Origin of the sequence: Flavobacterium sp. KS-LB2 (assembly GCF_036895565.1) — a bacterium.
GTDB lineage: Bacteria > Bacteroidota > Bacteroidia > Flavobacteriales > Flavobacteriaceae > Flavobacterium.
Genome location: NZ_CP145904.1, coordinates 689,617 through 710,804 on the forward strand (window position 1 = coordinate 689,617; position 21,188 = coordinate 710,804).

19 protein-coding genes and 4 tRNA genes are annotated in these 21,188 nt (G+C 33.6%); 22 read left to right on the top strand and 1 reads right to left on the bottom strand.

Going from position 1 to position 21,188, the window contains the following annotated elements; translation table 11 throughout:
* Positions 1–572: 572 nt before the first annotated feature.
* From V5J73_RS03030 to V5J73_RS03050, 5 genes are all read left to right on the top strand, one after another.
* The gene (locus V5J73_RS03030; protein WP_338647534.1) at positions 573–2,531 is read left to right on the top strand and encodes a putative porin; all 1,959 of its coding nucleotides are present in this window, start codon (positions 573–575) and stop codon (positions 2,529–2,531) included.
* Positions 2,532–2,737: 206 nt separating this feature from the next.
* On the top strand, positions 2,738–4,099 hold the full coding sequence (locus V5J73_RS03035; RefSeq protein ID WP_338647536.1) for a pyridoxal-phosphate dependent enzyme: 1,362 nt from the start codon (positions 2,738–2,740) through the stop codon (positions 4,097–4,099).
* Positions 4,100–4,197: 98 nt separating this feature from the next.
* The gene (locus V5J73_RS03040; protein ID WP_338647539.1) at positions 4,198–4,680 is read left to right on the top strand and encodes a 3'-5' exonuclease; all 483 of its coding nucleotides are present in this window, start codon (positions 4,198–4,200) and stop codon (positions 4,678–4,680) included.
* Between the two features lie 74 nt (positions 4,681–4,754).
* Positions 4,755–6,023 carry a DUF2851 family protein gene (locus tag V5J73_RS03045; protein WP_338647541.1) on the top strand — a complete coding sequence of 423 codons (1,269 nt, stop codon included), beginning with the start codon at positions 4,755–4,757 and terminating at the stop codon, positions 6,021–6,023.
* Between the two features lie 67 nt (positions 6,024–6,090).
* Complete coding sequence (locus V5J73_RS03050; RefSeq protein WP_282710518.1) at positions 6,091–6,318, top strand: PspC domain-containing protein; 228 nt, start codon at positions 6,091–6,093, stop codon at positions 6,316–6,318.
* Positions 6,319–6,393: 75 nt separating this feature from the next.
* Here the strand turns inward: V5J73_RS03050 and V5J73_RS03055 are convergent, their stop codons facing one another.
* Positions 6,394–7,845 (bottom strand): amino acid permease, encoded by a 1,452-nt coding sequence (locus tag V5J73_RS03055; protein ID WP_338647543.1) that lies wholly within the window; start codon positions 7,843–7,845, stop codon positions 6,394–6,396.
* 279 nt (positions 7,846–8,124) lie between these two features.
* Between V5J73_RS03055 and V5J73_RS03060 the strand changes: the two genes are divergently transcribed.
* The 17 genes from V5J73_RS03060 to rpoB all read left to right on the top strand — a co-directional run bounded on the left by V5J73_RS03060 (position 8,125) and on the right by rpoB (position 21,077).
* A complete protein-coding gene (locus V5J73_RS03060) occupies positions 8,125–9,012 on the top strand; it encodes a ComEA family DNA-binding protein (RefSeq protein WP_338647545.1) in 888 nt (295 codons plus the stop codon).
* Positions 9,013–9,192: 180 nt separating this feature from the next.
* On the top strand, positions 9,193–10,362 hold the full coding sequence (locus tag V5J73_RS03065; protein WP_338647547.1) for an acyl-CoA dehydrogenase family protein: 1,170 nt from the start codon (positions 9,193–9,195) through the stop codon (positions 10,360–10,362).
* A 349-nt stretch (positions 10,363–10,711) separates the two neighbouring features.
* Positions 10,712–10,906, top strand: a complete 195-nt coding sequence (rpsU, locus tag V5J73_RS03070) for a 30S ribosomal protein S21 (RefSeq protein WP_035670421.1) — start codon at positions 10,712–10,714, stop codon at positions 10,904–10,906.
* Positions 10,907–10,976: 70 nt separating this feature from the next.
* Positions 10,977–11,873 carry a tyrosine-type recombinase/integrase gene (locus tag V5J73_RS03075; RefSeq protein ID WP_338647548.1) on the top strand — a complete coding sequence of 299 codons (897 nt, stop codon included), beginning with the start codon at positions 10,977–10,979 and terminating at the stop codon, positions 11,871–11,873.
* 35 nt (positions 11,874–11,908) lie between these two features.
* Entirely contained in the window at positions 11,909–12,211 is a 303-nt protein-coding gene (gene hpf / locus V5J73_RS03080) for a ribosome hibernation-promoting factor, HPF/YfiA family (RefSeq protein WP_338647549.1), read from the top strand.
* Positions 12,212–12,301: 90 nt separating this feature from the next.
* Positions 12,302–12,375, top strand: a tRNA-Thr gene (locus V5J73_RS03085).
* Positions 12,376–12,408: 33 nt separating this feature from the next.
* Positions 12,409–12,489, top strand: a tRNA-Tyr gene (locus V5J73_RS03090).
* A gap of 80 nt (positions 12,490–12,569) precedes the next feature.
* Positions 12,570–12,641: transfer RNA gene (locus V5J73_RS03095), tRNA-Thr, on the top strand.
* 54 nt (positions 12,642–12,695) lie between these two features.
* Positions 12,696–13,883 (top strand): elongation factor Tu, encoded by a 1,188-nt coding sequence (tuf, locus tag V5J73_RS03100; protein WP_338647550.1) that lies wholly within the window; start codon positions 12,696–12,698, stop codon positions 13,881–13,883.
* A gap of 58 nt (positions 13,884–13,941) precedes the next feature.
* Positions 13,942–14,012, top strand: a tRNA-Trp gene (locus tag V5J73_RS03105).
* A gap of 16 nt (positions 14,013–14,028) precedes the next feature.
* Positions 14,029–14,226, top strand: a complete 198-nt coding sequence (gene secE / locus V5J73_RS03110) for a preprotein translocase subunit SecE (protein WP_039109059.1) — start codon at positions 14,029–14,031, stop codon at positions 14,224–14,226.
* Between the two features lie 10 nt (positions 14,227–14,236).
* Positions 14,237–14,788, top strand: coding sequence for a transcription termination/antitermination protein NusG (nusG, locus tag V5J73_RS03115; RefSeq protein ID WP_126455879.1), 552 nt, complete (start codon positions 14,237–14,239; stop codon positions 14,786–14,788).
* A 66-nt stretch (positions 14,789–14,854) separates the two neighbouring features.
* Entirely contained in the window at positions 14,855–15,292 is a 438-nt protein-coding gene (gene rplK / locus V5J73_RS03120; RefSeq protein WP_035639405.1) for a 50S ribosomal protein L11, read from the top strand.
* 13 nt (positions 15,293–15,305) lie between these two features.
* Positions 15,306–15,995, top strand: coding sequence for a 50S ribosomal protein L1 (gene rplA / locus V5J73_RS03125; RefSeq protein WP_039111376.1), 690 nt, complete (start codon positions 15,306–15,308; stop codon positions 15,993–15,995).
* A 22-nt stretch (positions 15,996–16,017) separates the two neighbouring features.
* The gene (gene rplJ / locus V5J73_RS03130) at positions 16,018–16,530 is read left to right on the top strand and encodes a 50S ribosomal protein L10 (RefSeq protein ID WP_338647552.1); all 513 of its coding nucleotides are present in this window, start codon (positions 16,018–16,020) and stop codon (positions 16,528–16,530) included.
* Positions 16,531–16,620: 90 nt separating this feature from the next.
* On the top strand, positions 16,621–16,989 hold the full coding sequence (rplL, locus tag V5J73_RS03135) for a 50S ribosomal protein L7/L12 (RefSeq protein WP_035670434.1): 369 nt from the start codon (positions 16,621–16,623) through the stop codon (positions 16,987–16,989).
* Positions 16,990–17,264: 275 nt separating this feature from the next.
* Entirely contained in the window at positions 17,265–21,077 is a 3,813-nt protein-coding gene (rpoB, locus tag V5J73_RS03140; RefSeq protein ID WP_338647553.1) for a DNA-directed RNA polymerase subunit beta, read from the top strand.
* The last annotated feature ends 111 nt before the right edge of the window (positions 21,078–21,188 follow it).

Consider the following 21,188-nt stretch of genomic DNA (forward strand, 5'->3'; position numbering starts at 1 on the left):
GTGTTTTTTAAATAGAAGATGTATCAACTCTAATTCTTAATTAATTCAATTTTACTTTTTTAGAAATTGAAGGTTCCTTTTTTATATCAATTCATATATTTAATATAACCTTTTTGGTAGATGATAATGTATATATGGACAGCTAAAATAGATTTTTACTAACTCTAGTGAAGATTGTATGTAAAAAAAGATTATTAAAATAAGTCTTTATGATAGCCGATAGTAAATTAAATAGTAATATTTTTTATGTTCAAAAAAAAAACAAAACAACAATAAACAATTTATAGTGAATGGCTGTCCCATTATAATATTTTCTGTGCATTATGAAAAAACTTAATTCAAGTAAATTATAGTTACAAGCTTTTTCGCAATAAATAAATCAAAATACTTGTGTACAGCATCTTGAAAATAGTCTTAATTTAATCTTGTATTTGTTTTATAGCAGGTGGATATATAAATAAATTTAATTATTTGATTTCATAATGTATTTCTTTTTTATTCATAACTGTTAATGATTTACCTTTGTTCGTGTATAAGATTTAAAATAATTGCTTAATTATATATTCCTGCAAATGAGAATTCTCTTTTTTTTTCTTTTTTTAGTAATTCCAACAACTTTTTTTTCTCAAGTTAAAAACAGTAAAAATTTCGATTTTAGTAGCAAATACAATAGTTCTGATTCCATAAAAAAGGGCAGTGTTAAAACCGCTACCATAGATATGTACCGTTTTATAACAATCGATAATGACACTACTTACATCGATACTTCTTTAACAATCCAAAAAGAATACAGCCACAATTATTTGCGAAAAGATATTTTTGGGCTTTTGCCTTTTGCAAATGATGGACAAACCTACAACACCTTGCAGTATAGTTTGACTGATTTTTCACCGTATCCAGAATTTGGTTTTAAAGCAAAACATTTCAATTTTTTAGAAGCTAACCAAATAAGATATAGTTCAGTTGCTACACCAGTAACCGAATTGTATTTTAAAACCACTGTGAGAAAAGGACAATCTGTAGATGCATTTATAACCTTGAATACTTCTGAAAATCTTAATTTTTCTATTGCATACAAAGGTTTACGTTCCGAAGGGGAATATCTCAACCAATTGTCTAGTACCGGTAATTTTAGATTTACTACCAATTATAACACTAAAAACAAGCGTTATTTTGCGAAGGCGCATTATACCTTTCAAGATATTCTAAATGAAGAAAATGGCGGTATTACAACCATTGAAAATTTTGAAAGCGAAGACCCAAACTATAATAACCGACAACGATTTGAAGTCTATTTTAATGACGCTAAATCGTTTTTAAAAGGGAAAAGAATTTTTCTGGATCATAATTTCAGGATTAATTCAGATAAAGGTGCTAATAACTTGTATCTAACCCATCAGTTCAATTATGAAAATAAATTCTTCGAATACAAACAAGCTACTGTTCCATCAACAGTGGGAGGCACTGTTGTAGATCGATTTGGAGAATCATTTAAAAGTAGTGGAATTAATGATCAGACTCGTTATAACAAAATGTATAATAGAGTTGGACTGGTTTATGAAAATACTACTTTAGGTAAATTTCAGTTTTTTGCAGATGATTTTAGATCAAATTATTACTATGACCAAATATTGATTTTTGATAATCAAAAGGTAATACCGAGTGCATTCAGTCAAGAAATTAATAGTGTAGGTGGTCAATATGAGTACAGAAAAAACAAATGGAATGGTACATTTTTATATTCAAGATCGGTTACGGCCCAATCATTATCAAATCTAGATGCTAAATTAGATTATGCTCTAAATGATAACACACAATTCTCTTTTAAATATCAGAATATAAATAAATTGCCAAACAGTAATTACAATCTATATCAAAGTAGTTACGTTCAGTACAACTGGTCTAATGATTTTAAGAACGAAAAAATAAATTCAATTAGTGCAAATGCTATAACTCCGTGGTTTGATGCAGAAGTGCAGTTTTCAGTTTTAAATGACCATTTATATTTCAATAATGTATCAACCCTTGCACAAACAAGCGCCAAAACACAAATTGTAGCTCCCTCGCAATATGATGGTACAATAAATTACCTATCTGTAAAAGTTAGTAGAGAATTAACCTTTGGTAATTTTGCTTTAGATAACACCATTTTATATCAAAAAGTAGATCAGCAAGATGCAGTTTTAAATGTTCCAGAAATTGTTACAAGAAATACGTTCTATTACTCCAATTATTTGTTTAAACGTGCTTTGTTTTTACAAACTGGAATAGTGCTGAATTATTTTTCCAAGTACTATGCAAATGATTATAATCCAGTTATTGGCGAGTTTTTTGTACAAAACGAGAAACAAATTGGAAACCATCCAAATTTTGATTTTTTTATAAATGCAAAAATTCAAAGAACACGGATTTATTTCAAGGCGGAGCATTTTAATTCCTCTCTAACGGGTAATAATTTTTATTCTTCACCCAATAATCCATCGCGTGACTTTACGATTCGATTTGGTTTGATTTGGAACTTCTTCAATTAATAGCTCTTTAAAATTTCAAATTTTCAAATCTTTTTTTTGGGCGTTTTATCGCGCTATTCGCTTTATCTTTCCTTGCTTAAAGAAAGCAAGGAAAGGATGCCGCTTTTATCACGAACGCAAAATCCCGTAACGAAGAATATTTTATAACAAAATACTATCTTTGCATTAATATTTATAACAAATCACAATCTTAAAATCATAATAAAATGCGCTACGCAGAAAACATATTAGGCACAATAGGAAATACGCCATTAGTAAAATTGAATAAAGTAACTGCAGATGTAGATGCTTTGGTACTTGCTAAGGTAGAAACCTTCAATCCCGGAAATTCTGTAAAGGATAGAATGGCAGTAAAAATGATTGAAGATGCTGAGGCAGATGGAAGGTTAAAACCAGGAGGAACTATTATTGAAGGTACTTCCGGCAATACAGGAATGGGATTAGCATTAGTAGCCATCATAAAAGGTTACAAGTTAATTTGTGTGATATCAGATAAACAGTCCAAAGAAAAGATGGATATTCTTCGTGCAGTAGGTGCAAAAGTTGTGGTTTGTCCGACTGATGTGGAGCCAACTGATCCACGTTCGTATTATTCTGTTTCCAAGAGATTAGCAGATGAAACACCTAATTCTTGGTATGTAAATCAATACGATAATCCTTCAAATGCGATTGCTCATTACGAACAAACGGGACCTGAAATTTGGAAACAGACAGAAGGTAAAATCACTCATTTTGTAGTAGGAGTAGGAACAGGAGGGACAATTTCCGGTGTAGCTAAATATTTGAAAGAGAAGAATCCAAACATCAAAATTTGGGGAATAGATACTTATGGTTCTGTGTTTAAAAAATACCACGAAACTGGAATTTTTGATGAAAATGAAATTTATTCCTATATAACAGAAGGTATTGGAGAAGATATTCTTCCAAAAAATGTTGATTTTTCATTGATTGATGGATTTACAAAAGTAACGGATAAAGATGCAGCAGTTTACACTCGTAAAATTGCGTTGGAAGAAGGAATATTTGTAGGGAATTCAGCAGGTGCAGCAATTAAAGGATTATTGCAACTTAAAGATCATTTTAAACCAGAAGATGTCGTTGTAGTTCTTTTTCATGATTCAGGAAGTCGTTATGTTGGTAAAATGTTCAATGATGACTGGATGCGTGAACGTGGATTTCTAGACGAAGAAATCACTAAAGCCGAAGATGTAATCAAAGATCATATTGATAAACCATTGATTGTGGTGCGTACAGAAGAATTAGTTTCTCACGCTATAGAAAGAATGCGTAAATACAAAATCTCTCAGATTCCAGTGATTGATGTTACAGGTTTTGTAGGTTCTGTAGATGAAAGTGATTTATTTCAAAGTTACGTAGCCGATAAGGATGTAGCTGACAAGCCTATAAAAGAAGTTATGGGCAAACCATTTCCAATAGTAAAATTTGGTACACCAATAGAAGAAGTTTCTCGTTTATTTACCAAAGAAAATGAAGCAGTTTTAATCGAATTAGAGAATGGAAGTCATCATATTATTACCAAATATGATATTATTGGATCGATAAAATAAAATTTTATAATTCAAAATAGTAAAGTTTTTAAAGCCATGAATTTGACGAGTTTATTTCGTTAAATTTGTGGTTTTTTATATTTATAACAAACTATAATATGACCTTTACTGCCATAGATTTTGAAACTGCAACCGCTTTCCATCCGTGTTCCGTTGGTATTGTTACCGTAGAAAACGGGATAATTGTCGATGAGTTTGTTAGTTTAATAAAGCCACCAAACAATCTATATTCGCCTTTTACAATTCAAGTTCATGGGATATACCCACGTGATACGGTAAATGCAAAATCATTTGCACAGGTATATCCTGAAATACAAAAACGTCTTAAAAATAGAATAGTTGTGGCTCATAATGAAAGTTTTGACCGAAATGTACTTGCCAAGTCAATGGCACTTTACGGATTGGATTATGCTGATTTGAATATTGCTTCCCGTTGGGAATGCACTGTGAAAATATATAAAGCCAAAGGGCTTAAACCAACCAAATTGAGTGATTGTTGCCGAGAAATGAATATTGCACTAAATCATCATGAAGCTTTATCTGATGCCCGGGCTTGCGCCAAATTATATATGTTGAAATAAATTTCTTTCATTTTGTTTTTTTTCTTATTTTAGAAGTCTCTTGTCTCCAAGTATATACTTTTTATCTGAAAAAAATGAAAGAAGATTTTCTGCATTACCTCTGGAAGTTTAAGAAATTTGATGTTCTAAATTTAAGAACAGTCAACAACGAGGAAGTCACAATTGTCAATATAGGTCAATATTTGGAACTAGCAGGGCCTGACTTTTTTAATGCTCAGGTAATTATTGGTGCTCAGAAATGGGCTGGTAATGTTGAAATTCATATTAAATCTTCGGATTGGTACATACATCATCATGAAAAAGATGTAGGTTATGAAAACGTCATTTTACATGTGGTTTGGGAGCATGATGTTGCCGTTTTTAGAATTGATAATTCCGAAATTCCTGTTTTAGAATTAAAAAAATACGTAGAAAAAGAAACTCTAGAAAACTATCAGTCTTTAATGACGCCAAAATCATGGATTTTTTGTGAAAAACAACTAAAAGAAGTTGATGTGTTTGCATTGCAAAACTGGCAAGAGCGTTTGTTTTTTGAACGTTTAGAAAGAAAATCGCAGCCTATATTTAATTTATTAGAGCAAACTAATCAAGATTGGGAAGCAGTTTTATTCTGTTTGTTAGCTAAGAATTTTGGTTTAAATACAAATGGAGAAATTTTTTATGAAATGGTGCAGTCTTTTCCTTTTTCAATAATTAGAAAGGAAAGTTTTGAAGTCGAAAACTTGGAAGCTTTGATTTTTGGTACTGCGGGGTTATTGGATTCTGATAAGGAAGATGCCTATTTCAAGGATTTAAAATTTAGATATTTTTACTTATTGCATAAATATCAAATAGAGAAAAATTGTTTCAAACCAGTACAGTTTTTCAAGCACCGACCTGATAATTTTCCAACGATACGACTCTCACAATTAGCTAATTTATATCATAGTCAGCATAATTTATTTTCTAAATTATGTAGTCTAGATTCATTAAAAAGCACGTACGAATTATTTCAAATTAGTGCTTCGGAATATTGGTTAAATCATTATCTATTTGATAAAGAAAGTCCGAAAAAAAAGAAAATGCTTTCTAAATCCTTTATTGATTTAATTGTTATAAATACTATAATTCCAATTCAATTTGCTTTTGCAAAAAGTCAGGGAAAAGAAATTTCGGAGGATTTAATTAGCTTCTTAAATGAAGTTACTGCAGAAAAAAATGCCATTATAGATAAATTCACTTCTTTTGGAATACAATCAAAAACTGCTTTCGAAACACAATCTTTGTTGCAACTCAAGAATGAGTATTGTAATAAAAGTAAGTGTTTAGAGTGCGTTATTGGTGCGGAATTAATGAAAAAATAATTCAGGAAATACAAAATGAATCAATTATATATTTTTGTAATTTTGTTGATAATTCATAACTCATAAAATGTCAGTAGTAATTAGACTTAAATTTTTTTTTGAGAAACATGGTTTTCATGTTTCCTCTCGTTTAGCTGATACTTTAGGAATGCGTGCCAGTAGTGTGCGATTGTTTTTTATCTATTTATCTTTTGTCACAGTAGGATTATGGTTTGCGGTTTACCTCACGTTGGCTTTTTGGATTCGTTTGAAGGATTTAATTCGTGCTAAGCGGACCTCGGTTTTTGATTTGTAAGATTCATTAAATAGAAAAAGGGATTATAAAGTATTTCAAATACTTTATAATCCCTTTTATAATTTATATAAAATTTTATTTGTCTGGATTGTTTAGTTTGCTATTTTTCTTTCCGTATACAAAGTAAATAGCTACTCCTAATGCCATCCAAATAACAAGTCTCGCCCAGCTTTCATTTGGTAATGAATACATCAACGCTAAACAAATTAGAATTCCTGCAATTGGCACAAATGGTACTAAAGGCGTACGGAAAGATCTTGGAGCATCTGGCATTTTTTTACGCATTACTAAAACTCCGATACATACTAAAACGAAAGCTAATAATGTTCCAATGCTCACCATGTGTCCTAAATCACTTACGGGTACAAAACCTGCAAAAAGACTTACGAATACCATAAAGAAAAGATTTGTTTTCCAAGGTGTTCTGAATTTTGCGTGAATATCACTAAAGAAAGAAGGTAATAAACCATCTTTACTCATGGTATAGAAAACACGACTTTGTCCCATCAACATCACAAGCATTACTGAAGTATAACCTGCTAGAATTGCTACAATTAAACCTGTTTGTAAAAATGTATATCCGGTTCTTGCAAATGCGGTTGCTGCTGGTTTCGCATCTCCTGCAAATTCATTATAAGGAACAAGACCAGTCATTACATGTGCAAATAAAACATATAAAATAGTACAAATTATAAGAGATCCTAAAATACCAATTGGCATTCCCTTTTGAGGATTTTTTGCTTCTTGGGCTGCTGTAGAAACAGCATCAAAACCAATGAAAGCAAAAAATACAGTTCCAGCTCCAGCGGCAATTCCTGACCATCCAAACTCACCAAAAACTCCTGTGTTTTGAGGAATGTAAGGAGTGTAATTTGCAGTATCAATAAAACTCCATCCTAAAACAATAAACATAATAACTACGATTACTTTTACTATAACTAAGAAGTTATTTATAGATGCAGATTCCTTAGTTCCTCTTATTAATAATAAAGAAAGTAGCGATACAATGAATATAGCAGGAAGGTTTATAATTCCACCCTCAATGATTGTTCCGTCACTTAATTTTAAAGTTTCCCAGGGTGAACAGATTAAATCATGCGGAAGGTGTATCCCGTATTTATTTAATAATTCGAGTAAATAGCGCGACCAACTCACCCCTACTGTAGCAGCTCCTAATGCGTATTCAAGTACTAAATCCCAACCGATAATCCAAGCCATAAATTCTCCCATAGTGGCGTAGGAGTACGTATAAGCACTACCAGCTACGGGAATCATTGATGCGAACTCAGCGTAGCAAAGTCCTGCGAAAGCACATCCTACGGCGGCTAAAATAAAGGATAGTGTAACTGCTGGTCCAGCATGTTCTGCAGCTGCAATACCAGTTAATGAGAATAATCCTGCTCCAATAATTGCTCCAACTCCAAGTGCTACTAATGAACGTGAAGACAAAGTCCTTTTTAATCCTTTTTCGGATTCTGATGCTTCATTTAGCAATACCGACAGTGGTTTAGTTTTCCAAATTGACATGGGTTATATGGTTTTGTTTGTTATTAAGCTCCAAATGTATAGTTTTTTATAAAAAATAAAAACATTAATTGAATTTTAAGTTATAAAAAAGTAATTTAATTGTCTTTATTTGGAGTTTAGACTTAAAAAAACTTTTTTGTATACAGCTATGCTCATTGTTGCTTTGTTTTTAAAATGCGTTTATTTCTTGCAATTTTTTTCATAGAAAGTAATAAGTCTTGATTTAATTTCTAAATTTAGAAATCTTTAATTATTGCTCTAAATAATTCCATATCATAAATGAATTTCAAATTAGTACGAACTTATTTTTATTTTACTCGCGGGCAACGTGCGGGTATTTTCGTTTTATTCGGAATTATAATTCTTTTACAAATGATTTATTTTTTTGCGGACTTTGGCTTTGATGCAAAAAAGTATCCTGATAAGCAAAAATGGCTTTCTCTGCAGTCTCAGGTTGATTCTATGAAAGTAAACGAAGGTAAAATGTTGTCCAAATCTTATCGTTTTAATCCTAATTTTATAACGGATTATAAAGGGTACAAATTGGGTATGTCAGTTGTAGAAATTGATCGGCTTTTGGCTTTTCGAAAAGAAAATAAATATGTGAATTCGCCTAAAGAGTTTCAAAACGTAACGAAAATTTCGGATTCATTATTAAATGCAATAGCTCCAAATTTTAAATTTCCAGAATGGGTAAATAATAAGAAAGAATCTAAAGAGTTTAAAAAATACACAAATCAGGCTTTCGCCAAAAAAGAAAAAATCATTTTAATTGATATTAATCAAGCATCCAAGGAGGATTTGATAAAAATTTACGGAATAGGCGAGGCAATTTCTTTGCGGATATTAAAACAAAAAGAAAATTTGGGGGGATTTGTTTCGATGGAACAAATGAAAGATGTTTGGGGATTATCACCTGAAGTAATTGAGAATTTAAATACTCATTTTAAAATCTCTGTACTTCCGAGTTTTAAGAAACTGGACGTTAATAACGCTTCTTTAAAAGAACTTACTCAGTTTTATTATTTCAGATATGCTTTAGCAAAAGAAATCGTGACCTATAGAAGTATGAAGGGAAAAATTAATAATGTTGAGGATTTAACAAAAATTAAGGGGTTTCCTGTTGATAAAGCAAAAATAATTGGCTTATATTTGGACTTTAATTAGAAGTCACTAATTTGCGACTTTGAAATTGTTTGATTTTTATATAAAAAATGACTTTTTTGTATTGTTTGTTTTTTTTGATGCATCAGACTTTATTATCAAACTCTTAAAAATCAAATTCTGAAATATAAGGCTGTCGCTTTTGTTTCAACTTATTCAATTTGTTAAAAAAATACTAGTTATATGAATTCAATTTATTTTACAGAAGAACACCAATCATTTAGAGAAAGTTTAAAAGATTTTTTACATAAAGAAGTTGTGCCGCATATTGAAAAATGGGAAAAAACAGGTACAATAGAACGTTTTATTTGGAAAAAATTTGGGGAAATGGGCTATTTTGGTATAGCGTATCCTGAGGTGTATGGCGGATTGAATTTAGATTTGTTTTATACCGTTATTTTTCTAGAAGAACTTCAAAAAATTAAATCGTCAGGTTTTGCTGCTGCTATGTGGGCACATTCGTATTTAGCGATGACTCATTTGAATGCCGAAGGGAACGAGCGTATTAAACAAGATTATTTAGCTCCAAGTATTGCAGGTGAGAAAATAGGTGCATTGTGTATTTCAGAACCTTTTGGAGGTAGTGATGTAGCGGGTATGCGAACTAATGCAGTACTAAAAGGGGATAAGTATGTCATTAATGGTTCGAAAACCTTTATTACAAACGGTGTCTATGCGGACTATTATATTGTAGCGGCAAAAACAAATCCTGAACTAGGAAATAAAGGGATTAGTATCTTTTTGATGGATAGCAACTTGAAAGGTATTACTGCGAACAAATTAGATAAATTAGGTTGGCGAGCTTCTGACACCGCAGAAATAGCATTTGATAATGTAGAAATCCCTGTAGAAAATTTGATGGGCGAAGCCGGAAAAGGATTTCCTTACATTATGCAACATTTTGCTTTGGAGCGTTTAATTATGGCTATTAATGCTCATGCAAGGGCCGAGTATGCAATTGATTACACTATTGAGTACATGTCGCAACGTGAGGCTTTTGGAAAAAAAATTAGCAAGTTTCAGGCATTGAGACATACTATTGTCGAGCATGCCACTGATGTGGAGCATTGTAAAGTGTTTAATTATGCTGCTGTTGCGCGACTAGACAAAGGGGAATATGTAGTTAAGGAAGCAACTATGGCTAAATTAAAATCTACCAAAGTTGCTGATGAAACGATATACAGTTGTCTGCAAATGTTAGGTGGATATGGTTACATGGAAGAATATCCATTAGCGCGTTTGTCAAGAGACAGTCGTTTAGGACCAATAGGCGGAGGTACATCAGAAATACTGAAAGAGATCTTAGGAAAAATGATTATTGATCAACAAAATTATGAGCCAGCAGTGAAATAATGTTATGACTAAATTTAATAGATCATACTGATTTTTTTCTTCCTTTAGATTATAAAGCTCGGAAAGTCTATGTAGTTATTTAAATTTAAATCAACGCTTATTTTTATAAAGAGCAATAGAAGGGTCAACTGAATGTTGGCTCTTTTTTGTGTGAAGGATAGCAGTGGAAATCCTTTTATGAAGCCTTGCGGAATAAAAGATTGCAACGAATAGCCTGACGGCAAAAGAAAGGGTCACTGTTCAAGGAATACTGCATTTGACGGCACACCAAAATAAAATGACAATTTATAGCTTGTAAGTCAAAATAATGACTACTTTTGCACACTTAAAGAAAGGGGGTGTCTATATTATGTTAATTATACCAATTAAAGACGGAGAAAATATCGATAGAGCGTTAAAACGTTACAAAAGAAAATTTGATAAAACAGGAACTGTTCGTCAATTAAGAGCACGTACTGCTTTTATTAAGCCTTCAGTGACAAATAGAATCAAAATTCAAAAAGCGGCTTATATCCAAAATATGAGAGATAACTTAGAGAGTTAGTCAATATCTATTAGAATAAAATACCGTTAGTCATTAAAAGTTTTATAACTTTGATGCTAACGGTTTTTTTATGGCTACAAATAAAGATGCATTTCGGGATTATCTACAGTTGGAGAAAAAGTATTCCGTACACACTGTTACGGCGTATTGTAATGACATTACATCTTTTGAATTATTCAATGCTGCGCACTTCGACCAATCAAACGCAGAGCAAGTCAATTACAATCAAATTAGAAGTTGGATTGTGTCTCTCGTAGATGCGGGTGTGTCAAATACTTCGGTTAATAGAAAAATGGCGTCTTTAAAAGCCTTTTATAAATTTCTATTAAAAACCAAGCAAATACAAATAAGTCCGTTACTAAAACACAAAGCCTTAAAGACTCAAAAGTTGTTGCAGATTCCTTTCTCTGAAAAGGAGGTTGTAGATGTTTTGGGTATGGTGCAAAGTGCTGGAGATTTTGAGGGAATTAGAAACAAGCTCATTATTGATTTGTTTTATACTACAGGAATACGGAGGGCGGAGTTGATAGGTTTGAAAATAGCGAATGTCGATTTGTCTAATAGTACAGTAAAGGTGTTGGGTAAGCGCAATAAGGAGCGAATTCTTCCTATTCTGCCTGTAATAAAACAACAGTTTCTGTTCTACTTGAAAGAGCGCGCGAGCTTATTATTTATTGAGGATTGGGATTATTTATTTCTCACAAAAAAAGGGTTAAAATTAAATGATTCCTTTGTGTATCGATTAATAAATTCTTACTTTAGTGCTGTCTCTGAAAAAGTAAAAAAAAGCCCCCATATATTGAGACATACTTTTGCGACGCATTTGTTAAATAATGGAGCGGATTTAAATTCAGTCAAGGAGCTTTTGGGTCATTCTAGTTTGGCATCGACTCAAATATACACACATAGTAGTTTATCGGAGCTAAAAAGTGTATATAAAGAAGCGCATCCACGGGGACGAAAGTGATTCTGAGAAATGTTTAACTATTAAAAAAAATGATTATGAAGGTAAGTGTTCATGCAGTTAACTTTACTGTTGACAAAAAGCTAGTAGATTTTGTTCAAGTTAGAATGGACAAGTTGGAGAAGTATTACGATAAGGTGGTATCCGCAGATGTTTTTTTAAAGGTTGAAAAGACAAGTGACAAGGAGAATAAAATTGCCGAGGTAAAAATCAATGTCCCGGGTGATGATTTTTTGGTAAAAAAGCAATGTAAAACTTTTGAAGAAGCAGTTGAGCTTTCAGCAGAATCCTTAGAAAGAATGTTGGTTAAAAGGAAAGAAAAAATAAGTTCGCACATTTAATATGAATTTTTTTTAAAAAATGTTTTGATTGAGAGATAAAATCTCTACATTTGCAGTCCGTTAGAAATAGCGGACTTTTTTTATTGATTCGCCAGCGTAGCTCAGTTGGCTAGAGCAGCTGATTTGTAATCAGCAGGTCGTGGGTTCGAGTCCCTCCGCCGGCTCAAGACTGTAAAGGTTTGACGATAGAGAAAGTTGGGGAGATACTCAAGCGGCCAACGAGGGCAGACTGTAAATCTGCTGTGTGAACTTCGCAGGTTCGAATCCTGCTCTCCCCACAAGAATTAGTTTTTGGATTGCGAATTTTTAGATTGAAAAGTTTAAAGTTAGGAATCTAAGCTCTTTGATCAAGGGATCTGCCGACTTAGCTCAGAGGTAGAGTGCTTCCTTGGTAAGGAAGAGGTCACGGGTTCAATTCCCGTAGTTGGCTCAAGTAAGAAGGAAATTGAAATAAATATATAAACTAGATTAAAAATTAAGTAAAATGGCAAAAGAAACCTTTAACCGTTCGAAACCACACTTAAATATTGGTACGATCGGACACGTAGATCACGGTAAAACTACTTTAACAGCAGCAATCACAAAAGTGTTATCTGATGCTGGTTACTGTCAAGCAAAATCATTTGATCAAATTGATAATGCTCCTGAAGAAAAAGAAAGAGGTATTACAATTAATACATCACACGTTGAGTATGAAACTGCTAACCGTCACTACGCACACGTTGACTGTCCTGGTCACGCGGATTACGTAAAAAACATGGTTACAGGTGCTGCTCAAATGGACGGTGCTATCCTTGTTGTAGCTGCAACTGATGGGCCAATGCCACAAACACGTGAGCACATCCTTTTAGGTCGCCAAGTTGGTATTCCTAGAATGGTAGTATTCATGAACAAAGTGGATATGGTTGATGATGCTGAGTTGTTAGAACTTGTTGAAATGGAAATTAGAGACTTATTGTCTTTCTACGAATATGATGGAGATAATTGTCCAGTTGTTCAAGGGTCTGCTCTTGGAGGATTAAATAATGATCCAGCTTGGGTACCAAAAATTATTGAATTGATGGAAGCTGTTGATGCTTGGATCGAGGAGCCAATTAGAGATACTGAAAAGCCTTTCTTGATGCCAGTTGAGGATGTATTTACAATTACTGGTCGTGGAACTGTTGCTACAGGTCGTATCGAAACTGGTATTGCTAATACAGGAGATGCTGTTGAAATCATTGGTATGGGAGCTGAAAAATTAACTTCTACTATTACTGGAGTTGAGATGTTCCGTAAGATCCTTGATAGAGGTGAAGCAGGAGATAACGTAGGTTTGTTGTTGCGTGGTGTTGATAAAGAATCTATCAAAAGAGGAATGGTTATCATTAAACCAGGTTCAGTTAAGCCACACGCTACTTTTAAAGCTGAGGTTTATATCTTGAAAAAAGAAGAAGGTGGTCGTCATACTCCATTCCATAATAACTACCGTCCACAGTTTTACGTACGTACAACTGACGTAACAGGAGTTATTACTTTACCAGAAGGGGTAGAGATGGTAATGCCAGGAGATAACTTAACTATCAATGTGTCTTTGTTAAGCCCAATCGCAATGAGCGTTGGTTTACGTTTCGCTATCCGTGAAGGTGGTAGAACTGTAGGTGCTGGACAAGTAACTGAAATTGTAGGATAATCTACTAAAATAAATTCAAAAAGTAGTGTCGTTTAACGATGACACTACTTTTTATTCTACGGGCGTAGTTCAAGGGTAGAATAGCGGTCTCCAAAACCGTTGATGGGGGTTCGAATCCCTCCGCCCGTGCAAAAAATAAATCATAATGACAAAAGTTGTTAATTACATATCAGAAGCATTTGAGGAATTAAAGTCAAATGTGACTTGGCCAGCTTGGGCTGAGGTGCAACGTCTAACGATTGTTGTTGCTGTTTTTTCAGTATTATTCGCTTTGGCAACTTGGGGAGTGGATGAAATTTTCGCAAAAGCTTTGGCTGGATTTTTTAACTGGATAAAAGCATAATTTTTTTGTTATGGCAGATAATAATATTAAGAAGTGGTATGTCGTTAGAGCGGTAAGCGGTCAAGAAAATAAAGTGAAAGCTTATATTGAAACTGAAATCGCGCGACTAGGAATGGGAGATTATGTTTCGCAAGTTTTAGTGCCTACTGAAAAAGTGGTTACTGTAAAAGAGGGAAAAAAAATAATCAAAGACAAAGTTTATTTTCCTGGTTATGTTATGATTGAAGCTAATCTTATTGGAGAGATACCTCATATTATTAAGTCTATAACGAGTGTTATTGGTTTTTTAGGTGAAATCAAAGGTGGAGAGCCTGTTCCATTGAGAATTTCTGAAGTAAACAGAATGTTAGGTAAAGTGGATGAGTTGGCTGTTAATACAGATACCCGTTCTATTCCATTTAACATTGGAGAAACTATTAAGGTTGTTGATGGTCCGTTTAATGGATTCAACGGAACAGTTGAAAAAATTAATGAAGAAAAGCGTAAACTTGAAGTAATGGTGAAAATTTTCGGAAGAAAAACACCTTTAGAGTTGAGTTTTATGCAAGTTGAAAAAGTATAATTTTTGTTACATCTATAATAATCATTGTTGCCGCTTCCATTGGTAACAGTGTTAAATTTTTTAAAAATGGCTAAAGAAATTAGTAAGGTAGTTAAACTACAAGTTAAGGGAGGTGCTGCGAACCCGTCGCCACCGGTTGGACCTGCTTTAGGAGCTGCTGGGGTAAACATCATGGAATTCTGTAAGCAATTTAATGCTAGAACTCAAGATAAACCCGGCAAAATATGCCCAGTACAAATTACTGTGTATAAAGACAAATCATTCGATTTTGTTGTAAAAACTCCTCCAGCGGCAGTCCAGTTATTGGAAGCTGCAAAGCTAAAGTCAGGATCTGGTGAACCAAATCGTAAAAAAGTAGCTAGCGTTACTTGGGATGTTATCAAGGCAATTGCTGAAGATAAAATGGTAGATTTAAATGCATTCACAATCGAATCTGCTATGAGCATGATTGCTGGAACAGCTAGATCTATGGGTATAACTGTATCAGGAGATTCTCCTTTTTAATTAAGAGAAAGACATGGCAAAATTGACAAAAAAGCAAAAAGAGGCTGCTTCAAAAATTGAAAAGAACAAATTATACTCTTTAAAAGATGCAGCTGCATTGATAAAAGTAATTGCTTCTGCAAAATTTGATGAGTCTGTTGATATCGCAGTTCGATTGGGTGTAGATCCAAGAAAAGCGAATCAAATGGTAAGAGGTGTGGTAACATTACCTCATGGAACTGGTAAAGATGTTAAAGTATTGGCATTAGTTACTCCAGATAAAGAAGCGGAAGCTTTAGCAGCTGGTGCAGACTATGTAGGTCTTGACGATTACCTTCAAAAAATCAAAGACGGTTGGACGGATGTTGATGTGATCATCACTATGCCTGCTGTTATGGGTAAATTAGGTCCATTAGGTCGTATTTTAGGACCTAGAGGTTTAATGCCAAATCCTAAAACAGGTACTGTAACTATGGATGTTGCAAAAGCTGTTCAAGAAGTTAAAGCTGGTAAAATCGATTTCAAAGTTGATAAAACTGGTATCGTACATGCAGGAATTGGTAAAGTTTCTTTTGGAGCTGAACAAATTTATGACAATGCACACGAAATTATTCAAACATTAATCAAACTTAAACCAACTGCTGCTAAAGGTACCTATATTAAAGGTATTCACCTTACAAGCACTATGAGTCCTGCAATTGCATTGGATCCAAAAGCAGTATAATTGGTAGTTAATAATTTTTAGTATGACTAGAGAAGAAAAATCAATCGCGATTGAAGAATTAACTGCACAGTTAGCTGGTACAAATATCATTTACATATCTGATATTTCAGGACTTAATGCAGAGACTACTTCAAGCTTGAGAAGAGCTTGTTTTAAAGCAGGTATTAAATTAGAGGTTGTAAAGAACACATTGCTTGCTAAAGCAATGGAAGCTTCTGATAACGATTATGGTGATTTACCATCTGTATTGACAGGTAATAGCGCTATATTTATTTCAGATGTTGCAAATGCACCTGGGAAAATAATAAAAGATTTCAGAAAAAAATCAGCTAAACCTGTATTAAAGGGAGCTTATATTAATGCTGAAGTTTATATTGGAGACGATCAATTAGATGCATTAGCAACTATTAAATCTAAAGAAGAGCTTATTGGCGAACTTATTGGATTGTTACAAGCTCCAGCACAAAGAGTTATTTCTGCTCTTCAAAACCAATTCGCAAAAGACGAAGAGGTTACAGAAGAAGTGGAAGCATAATGAAAATAGAGTTTTACTCTAATTTCATTTAAAAAACGCGCACAATAAATAAATTATATTTTTACAAATCATTTTAAAACGATAGAAAAAATGGCAGATTTGAAACAATTCGCAGAACAATTAGTTAACCTTACAGTAAAAGAAGTTAACGAATTAGCAACAATATTAAAAGATGAGTACGGAATCGAACCAGCTGCTGCAGCTGTAGTAGTTTCAGGTGGTGGTGAAGCTGCTGCTGAAGAAGTTCAAACAGAATTTACAGTTGTATTGAAAGAAGCTGGTGCTTCTAAATTAGCAGTTGTAAAATTAGTTAAAGAACTTACAGGTTTAGGTTTGAAAGAAGCTAAAGATGTAGTTGACAGCGCACCAAGTAATGTTAAAGAAGGTGTTTCTAAAGAAGAAGCTGAAGGGCTTAAAAAATCTTTAGAAGAAGCTGGAGCTGTTGTTGAGCTTAAATAGTTAAACTCAGTTTAAAAAATAAGGTTTAGGTCTTGGGTTTAGTCACCCAATGACCTAAACCATTTTTCGTATAACAAAAGTCTACCTTGTATACTTGCATTTTAGCCTTTTTAATACATTCGTTTTACCCATTACGAGGAAAAAAAATTAACAGATAATAAGAAAGTAGTTATCTTAAATTGGTTTTTAAAGATGTAATGGTTGTAAAATTTAAATGTAAATAAATTATTATTTACACAAAAAAATTACTTTTTTAATCAAAATTTTGTTCATTGATGCTAACAAATCAGACTGAAAGATTGAATTTTGCCTCCACAAAAAATATTCCTGACTATCCAGATTTTCTAGATGTTCAGGTTAAATCGTTTAAAGATTTTTTTCAATTAGAAACTAAATCTGACGAAAGAGGTGATGAAGGACTTTACAATACCTTCATGGAAAACTTCCCAATTACTGATACAAGAAATAACTTTGTATTAGAGTTCCTTGATTATTTTGTAGATCCTCCACGTTATACAATTCAAGAATGTATAGAAAGAGGTCTTACCTATAGTGTGCCTTTAAAAGCAAGGTTAAAACTATATTGTACAGATCCAGAACATGAAGATTTTGAAACTATTGTTCAAGATGTTTATCTTGGTACAATTCCTTATATGACACCAAGTGGTACCTTTGTTATTAATGGTGCTGAGCGTGTAGTTGTTTCTCAATTACATAGATCTCCTGGTGTTTTCTTTGGTCAATCATTCCATGCAAATGGTACAAAATTGTATTCTGCCAGAGTAATTCCTTTTAAAGGTTCTTGGATAGAATTCTCTACAGATATAAACAGCGTAATGTATGCTTATATCGACAGGAAGAAGAAATTACCTGTAACTACTTTATTCCGTGCAATTGGTTTTGAAAGAGATAAGGATATCCTTGAAATTTTTGATCTTGCAGAGGAAATTAAAGTGTCTAAAACAGGACTTAAAAAATATATCGGTAGAAAATTAGCTGCTCGTGTATTGAATACCTGGCATGAAGATTTCGTAGATGAAGACACTGGTGAAGTTGTTTCTATCGAACGTAACGAAATAATCCTTGATAGAGATACTATTATCGACAAAGATAATGTGGAAGAAATCATTGATTCTAACGTTAAATCTATTTTGTTGCATAAAGAAGATGCTAATCAAGGAGATTATGCCATCATTCATAATACGCTTCAAAAAGATCCAACAAACTCTGAAAAAGAGGCTGTTGAACATATCTACAGACAATTACGTAACGCTGAACCGCCTGATGAAGAAACGGCTCGTGGTATTATTGATAAATTATTCTTCTCTGATCAACGTTACAACTTAGGTGAAGTAGGTCGATATAGAATAAATAAAAAATTAGGGTTAGATACTCCAATGGAAAAGCAAGTCTTGACCAAAGAAGATATTATAACTATTGTGAAATATTTGATTGAATTGATTAACTCTAAAGCAGAGATTGATGATATTGATCACTTATCAAACCGTCGTGTAAGAACAGTTGGAGAACAATTGTCTCAACAATTCGGTGTTGGTTTAGCGCGTATGGCTAGAACCATTCGTGAGAGAATGAACGTTAGAGATAACGAGGTGTTTACACCAATCGATTTGATCAATGCTAAAACATTATCATCGGTTATCAACTCTTTCTTTGGTACAAACCAGTTGTCTCAGTTTATGGATCAAACGAATCCACTTGCCGAGATTACGCACAAGAGAAGATTATCTGCACTAGGACCAGGTGGACTTTCGAGAGAAAGAGCAGGTTTTGAGGTACGTGACGTTCACTATACACACTACGGAAGACTTTGTCCAATTGAAACTCCTGAGGGACCAAACATTGGATTGATTTCATCTCTTGGTGTTTATGCGAAAGTAAACGGAATGGGTTTCATTGAAACACCGTACCGTAAAGTAACTAATGGAGTTGTAGATTTAAATGCTACACCAGTTTACTTAAGTGCTGAAGAAGAAGAAGGAATGTTAATTGCGCAAGCTAACATTCAAATGGATGCAACTGGAAAAATTACTGCCGAAGACGTAATTGCACGTCAAGAAGGTGATTTCCCAGTAATTGAACCAACAAAAGTAGATTACACGGATGTTGCTCCAAATCAAATTGCTTCTATCTCAGCTTCTTTGATTCCATTCTTGGAACATGATGATGCGAATAGAGCCTTGATGGGATCTAACATGATGCGTCAGGCCGTACCATTAATTCGTCCTGAAGCTCCAATCGTTGGAACTGGTTTAGAGCGTCAAGTAGCTTCTGATTCTAGAGTATTGATTAATGCTGAGGGAGACGGAGTTATAGAATATGTAGATGCAAATATCATCACTATCAAATACGACCGTTCTGAAGAAGAAAGAATGGTAAGTTTTGAGCCTGATGAAAAAACATACAATCTAATTAAATTTAGAAAAACCAATCAAGGTACAAGTATCAACCTTAAACCTATCGTAAGAAAAGGGGATAGAGTGGTTCCTGGACAAGTATTATCTGAAGGATATGCGACTCAAAATGGTGAATTAGCTTTAGGTCGTAACCTAAAAGTTGCATTTATGCCATGGAAAGGATACAACTTCGAGGATGCGATTGTAATTTCTGAAAAAGTTGTTCGTGACGATATTTTTACCTCTATTCACGTTGATGATTATTCATTAGAAGTTAGGGATACTAAATTAGGTAACGAAGAATTAACGAACGATATACCTAACGTTTCTGAAGAAGCTACTAAAGATTTAGATGAAAATGGTATGATTAGAATTGGAGCCGAGGTTAAACCTGGTGACATTTTGATCGGAAAAATTACTCCAAAAGGGGAATCAGATCCTACTCCGGAAGAGAAATTGCTTCGCGCAATCTTCGGGGATAAAGCAGGTGATGTAAAAGATGCTTCATTAAAAGCGTCTCCTTCTTTACATGGTGTTGTTTTAGACAAAAAATTGTTCGCAAGAGCAGTAAAAGATAAACGTAAACGTACTCAAGATAAAGATGCTTTAGGAGCACTTGAAATGGAGTTTGAAGTTAAATTTGTTGAATTAAAAGACAAATTAGTAGAAAAACTTTTCTTGATCGTAAACGGAAAAACATCTCAAGGTGTAATGAATGATTTGGGTGAAGAAGTTTTACCAAAAGGTAAAAAATACACACAAAAAATGCTTTATGCAGTTGAAGATTTTGCTCACTTAAGTAAAGGTCAATGGGTTGCTGATGATGCAACTAATAAAATGGTTAATGATTTAATTCATAACTATAAAATTAAATTGAACGATTTACAAGGTGCATTACGTAGAGAGAAATTCACTATTACTGTTGGAGATGAATTGCCAGCAGGAATCTTGAAATTAGCAAAAGTATATATTGCCAAAAAACGTAAGTTGAAAGTTGGGGATAAAATGGCAGGACGTCACGGTAACAAAGGTATTGTTGCGCGTATCGTTCGTCATGAAGACATGCCTTTCCTTGAAGACGGAACGCCAGTTGATATCGTGTTGAACCCACTTGGTGTACCTTCACGTATGAACATTGGTCAGATTTATGAAACGGTACTTGGTTGGGCTGGAATGAACTTGGGTAGAAAATTTGCTACACCAATTTTTGACGGAGCAACTTTGGATCAAATCAATGAATTGACTGATGAAGCTGGAATACCACGTTTTGGACATACACATTTATATGATGGTGGTACAGGAGAACGTTTCCATCAAGCGGCAACAGTAGGAGTTATCTACATGTTGAAACTTGGACATATGGTTGATGATAAAATGCACGCACGTTCTATAGGTCCATACTCGTTGATTACTCAACAACCACTTGGAGGTAAAGCTCAATTTGGAGGTCAACGTTTTGGAGAGATGGAGGTTTGGGCGCTTGAAGCTTATGGAGCATCAAGTACTCTTAGAGAAATCTTGACTGTGAAGTCTGATGATGTTATTGGTAGAGCTAAAACTTACGAAGCAATCGTAAAAGGTGAATCTATGCCAGAACCAGGATTACCAGAATCATTCAATGTATTGATGCATGAATTGAAAGGTCTTGGATTAGATATTCGTTTAGAAGAATAAAAAAAGTTTTCAGTATTCAGTTTTTAGGTAGCAATACCTAAAAACTGATTACTCATTTATAAGAGTTTTTAGGATTTAGACCCGTAAACCGTTCCGATTTTTTATAAAATT

Excerpts from the sequence above, each read along its gene's own strand:
- V5J73_RS03030 (WP_338647534.1), top strand. The coding sequence starts at position 573 with ATGAGAATTCTCTTTTTTTTTCTTTTTTTAGTAATTCCAACAACTTTT.
- V5J73_RS03035 (WP_338647536.1), top strand. The coding sequence starts at position 2,738 with ATGCGCTACGCAGAAAACATATTAGGCACAATAGGAAATACGCCATTA.
- V5J73_RS03040 (WP_338647539.1), top strand. The coding sequence starts at position 4,198 with ATGACCTTTACTGCCATAGATTTTGAAACTGCAACCGCTTTCCATCCG.
- V5J73_RS03045 (WP_338647541.1), top strand. The coding sequence starts at position 4,755 with ATGAAAGAAGATTTTCTGCATTACCTCTGGAAGTTTAAGAAATTTGAT.
- V5J73_RS03050 (WP_282710518.1), top strand. The coding sequence starts at position 6,091 with ATGTCAGTAGTAATTAGACTTAAATTTTTTTTTGAGAAACATGGTTTT.
- V5J73_RS03055 (WP_338647543.1), bottom strand. The coding sequence starts at position 7,845 with ATGTCAATTTGGAAAACTAAACCACTGTCGGTATTGCTAAATGAAGCA.
- V5J73_RS03060 (WP_338647545.1), top strand. The coding sequence starts at position 8,125 with ATGAATTTCAAATTAGTACGAACTTATTTTTATTTTACTCGCGGGCAA.
- V5J73_RS03065 (WP_338647547.1), top strand. The coding sequence starts at position 9,193 with ATGAATTCAATTTATTTTACAGAAGAACACCAATCATTTAGAGAAAGT.
- rpsU (WP_035670421.1), top strand. The coding sequence starts at position 10,712 with ATGTTAATTATACCAATTAAAGACGGAGAAAATATCGATAGAGCGTTA.
- V5J73_RS03075 (WP_338647548.1), top strand. The coding sequence starts at position 10,977 with ATGGCTACAAATAAAGATGCATTTCGGGATTATCTACAGTTGGAGAAA.
- hpf (WP_338647549.1), top strand. The coding sequence starts at position 11,909 with ATGAAGGTAAGTGTTCATGCAGTTAACTTTACTGTTGACAAAAAGCTA.
- tuf (WP_338647550.1), top strand. The coding sequence starts at position 12,696 with ATGGCAAAAGAAACCTTTAACCGTTCGAAACCACACTTAAATATTGGT.
- secE (WP_039109059.1), top strand. The coding sequence starts at position 14,029 with ATGACAAAAGTTGTTAATTACATATCAGAAGCATTTGAGGAATTAAAG.
- nusG (WP_126455879.1), top strand. The coding sequence starts at position 14,237 with ATGGCAGATAATAATATTAAGAAGTGGTATGTCGTTAGAGCGGTAAGC.
- rplK (WP_035639405.1), top strand. The coding sequence starts at position 14,855 with ATGGCTAAAGAAATTAGTAAGGTAGTTAAACTACAAGTTAAGGGAGGT.
- rplA (WP_039111376.1), top strand. The coding sequence starts at position 15,306 with ATGGCAAAATTGACAAAAAAGCAAAAAGAGGCTGCTTCAAAAATTGAA.
- rplJ (WP_338647552.1), top strand. The coding sequence starts at position 16,018 with ATGACTAGAGAAGAAAAATCAATCGCGATTGAAGAATTAACTGCACAG.
- rplL (WP_035670434.1), top strand. The coding sequence starts at position 16,621 with ATGGCAGATTTGAAACAATTCGCAGAACAATTAGTTAACCTTACAGTA.
- rpoB (WP_338647553.1), top strand. The coding sequence starts at position 17,265 with ATGCTAACAAATCAGACTGAAAGATTGAATTTTGCCTCCACAAAAAAT.